Genomic DNA, 3,707 nt, shown 5'->3' with positions numbered 1-3,707 from the left:
GGAATGACGGTGGTGGCGGGGCCGCACGCGGCGCTGGCGGCGTTCGTGCAGCGGCATTATGCGCATGAACACACGCCGTTGGCGGTTTCGCACGCTTTCCATTCGCCGATGATGGCAGCGGCAGCGGCGGCGTTTGGCGACGTGGTGAGTACGGTGGCATTGCGCGCACCGACGGATGGGGTGCGGTTTATTTCCACGCTGACGGGGCAAGCGGCGACGGGAGGGCTGCAGACGGCGGAGTACTGGAGTGAGCAAATCACTCAGCCGGTGCGCTTCCTGCAGGCGGTGCAAACGTTGCTGGGGCAAGGCGGCACGCCTGACGGCGTGTTTGAAATCGGACCGGGTGCGACTTTGATCAACATGGCGAAGCGTATCGCGCCCGATGTGCGAACGCAGTGGATAGCCTCCGCAGAGACGCTGCGCGGAACCCCCGCACTCAATCCGTTTACCTATGTGCCGCTGCAATGGGAAAAACCGGTGCCGAAACAAGCATTGCGCCGATCGGTAAGCGCCGAACCTGCGGTAAGCGCCGCAGATATGCTCTATCAGACCCAATGGATGCCGGCAGAACCGCCGACAGAGGTCAATGGCGCTGGCCCATATCTTCTGCTGTCGCGGCGTAAGGTGCCTGTGGCGTTGCCAAAAGACTGGATCTCTATGGTTGCGAACGATCCGGCGGAGATTGCTGCGGCCCTGACGGAGAAAAACTGGAATACCGTCGCGCTCTTCAGCGAGGGCGACGAAGAGGATGTTGTACAGGCACTGAACGTCTTGAAGAGCGGCATGAGCGCGCGACTGGTGTTATTGAAGCGCGCCGATTCGGAAGGCGATGCCGGCCTATGGGGCCTGGCGCGTACCGCCAGATTAGAACAACAGACGTTGCGGCTGAGCTGCCTGGCTTTATATCGCGGCCAACTGATGCAGGCGCTGTCGTTGTGCGTTTGTGAGGATATGGAGGATGAGTGCCGCCTGAGCGACATGGGCGAGTTGCAGGTGCCGCGTCTGCAGCGATATCAACCGCCATCGGGCGAGGGGAATGGCCTTCGCGCCGGGGCGACATACGTAATCAGCGGCGGCAACGGAGCGCTTGGCAGACTGGCTGCTCAATATTTGGCGGAACAGGGCGCGACGCATCTGGTGCTGCTTTCACGCAGCGGGCAGCCTATTGCGCCTGTGCCGCAGTGGGGAAAAAGCATTCAGCTGGCCAGTTTAGCGTGTGATGTGGCAGAGGCTGATCAGGTTAAAGCGGTGCTCCGCCAATTGACGGTGTGGGGATGGCCGGACATCGCCGGGGTTATCCACACCGCGGGCGTCCTGACGGATGGCGTGCTGGTTAACCAGTCGGCCGAGATGTTCATGCAGGCTCAGGCGGCGAAAGTGCTCGGCGCAAGGCATCTGCACGATATTCTTTCGCCGACAGATTTTATTGTGTTGTATTCGTCTGTGGCCGCGACATTGGGGTCGGCGGGGCAAGCGAGTTATGCGGCGGCCAATAGCGCTCTGGATGCTTTGGCGGAGCGGTGGGCTCAGGCCGGCGAATGCGCATTGTCCATCCAATGGGGAGCATGGTCAGATGTCGGGATGGCGGTACGCAGTCACGCTGTCTCGCGCATTGAACAATCAGGCTATGGTCTGCTTGATAACGAATCGGGAATGTCGCTCTTGGCGCGGTTGCTGCAGTCACGCAGTCGTGGCGTCATCTGTGCTTCCCCGATTGCGTGGCGAAAGCTCTCGCATTTATCCCCACGTTTTTCTTCCTTTATGACAGCGATGGCGACGCCGTCCACATCGAGCGCGGATGCGCAGGCGGAGTGGTCAGTCGAAGACGTGCGGCGATTGGTCCGAGAGAGCATTGAACCCTTCTTGTCGGAAAAACGCTTTGATGAAGACTTGCCTTTCATGGAGGCGGGGTTGTCTTCTCTCGATTTGGTACAGATTAGGCAGGCACTGCTGAAATCATTGCCAACATCGCTGGAATTGCCCGCGCATTTCGTTTTCAACTATCCGACCGCTCGCGACGTCAGTTTGCATCTCATTGAGCAACTGGGGGCCAAGACATCGTCGGTGCCAACCGTTGTTTGGCAGCGTCTGAATGATAAAACGGATGGGGAACCGCTGTTCCTGATCGGCGGCGTTATGGGGAACGCAGAGAAAACCTTCGGCACGTTAGCGCAGGCGCTTTCTGTGCCGGTATACGCCGCGATGCCGGCGATCCCGGCAGACCCGCTGGCGCAACAGGTTACTCTGGAGTCGGTGGCCGCCGCGTTGCGTGAAGCCATGCTGCGCGAGGTGCCCAGCCCGTCGTACAGCGTTGGCGGGCTTTCCTTTGGTGCCGCGCTTGCGCTCGAGGTGGGGCTGCATTTGGAGGAGCAGCAACGTTTGTCACGGGTGATCATGTTTGATCCTCGCCATTTGGTGCCGTTTATTGCTCCGCCAAAACCTGCACCTTTTGAAATTCTCCTGGAAAACTATGTGGCGCCGCGGCAGCTGTTCGCGCCCGTGCTGCTATTCCAGAGCACCATTCCGCCCATTGAGACGCAATCCGAGATGATGCGTGAGGCCAGCCGTTCCTTCCAGAGCGATACCGACGTTATAAAACGTTGTCATGAGTTGGCATCCACGCTCGAGGTGGTTCCGTGTGATGGGCACCATTTCAATCTGTTGTACAAACACTACCCACCATTGGTCAGAAAGATTGAAGAGGAAATGATTCCATCCGTTTCTGAAAGGGGAGACGGCGAGGCAGAAGCGATCGCCATCATAGGCACGTCTTGCCGCTTGCCTGGGAATGTCTCTTCTCCGGAAGACTTCTGGCAGATAATGCTGGCCGGCGCCGATTGTGTCGGCAATATTCCCGCCTCACGGTTCGATATTGACGAAGTCTACGATCCCAATCGTGATGCCGCCGGCTGCAGCTATACCCGCCAGGGCGCATTCATCAGCCATGCCGAAGACTTCGACTATGCCTTTTTCGGCATTTCGCTGGCGGAGGCTAAAGTGATGGATCCTCAACAGCGATTATTGCTGGAAGTGGCCTATGATGCTTTCCATAGCGCCGGATTGAACAAAACGAGTTTAAAAGGCTCATCGACCAGCGTTCACATCGGTTTGGCGAACGATGACTGGAGCAGCATGGGACGCGACGAAGAGGCCCACAATCCTTACTTTGGCGCGGGGGTTTCCGGTTCTATATCCTCCAACCGCATCTCTTATCTGTTGGGGCTGACTGGCCCCAGCGTCACTATTGATACCGCCTGTTCTTCTTCTCTGGTGGCGGTCGATCTGGCGGTTGACAAATTGCGCCAGGGCATTTGTTCGATGGCGCTGGTCGGCGGCGTAAACGTAATGCTGCATCACCGAATGTTTGTCAGCGCCTGTGCGACCAAGGCATTGTCTTCGCAGGGGCGATGCGCCACCTTTGATGAGACGGCGGACGGCTATTGCCGTGGCGAAGGCGCAGGCGCGGTGGTGCTGAAGCGCCTCAGCGACGCGGAGGCCGACGGCGACGCCATTCTGGCGGTGATCCGCGGAACGGCGGTGAACCAGGACGGACGCAGCGTATCCATGACGGCGCCGAATGGGTTGGCGCAAGAGGCCGTCATCACGCGGGCGCTGGCGGAAGCCGGGCTGCGCGGCCAGGACGTGGACTACATCGAATGCCATGGCACCGGCACGCCGTTGGGCGATCCGATCGAGGTGGGCGCCCT

Annotated in this window: 1 protein-coding gene; it reads left to right on the top strand. The window is 59.3% G+C overall.

Features of this window, described 5'->3' with window-relative positions; all coding sequences use genetic code 11:
- Positions 1 to 3,707, top strand: a 3,707-nt coding sequence (locus ACJ8HT_RS24045) for an SDR family NAD(P)-dependent oxidoreductase (protein WP_442520142.1), incomplete at both ends; no start/stop codon positions are given.

It is taken from the genome of Serratia sp. CY44782 (assembly GCF_052168715.1).
In the GTDB taxonomy this organism is placed as follows: domain Bacteria; phylum Pseudomonadota; class Gammaproteobacteria; order Enterobacterales; family Enterobacteriaceae; genus Serratia; species Serratia nevei.
Note: the sequence above shows the minus strand (reverse complement) of the source record. Positions and strands in the feature narration are given on the sequence as shown.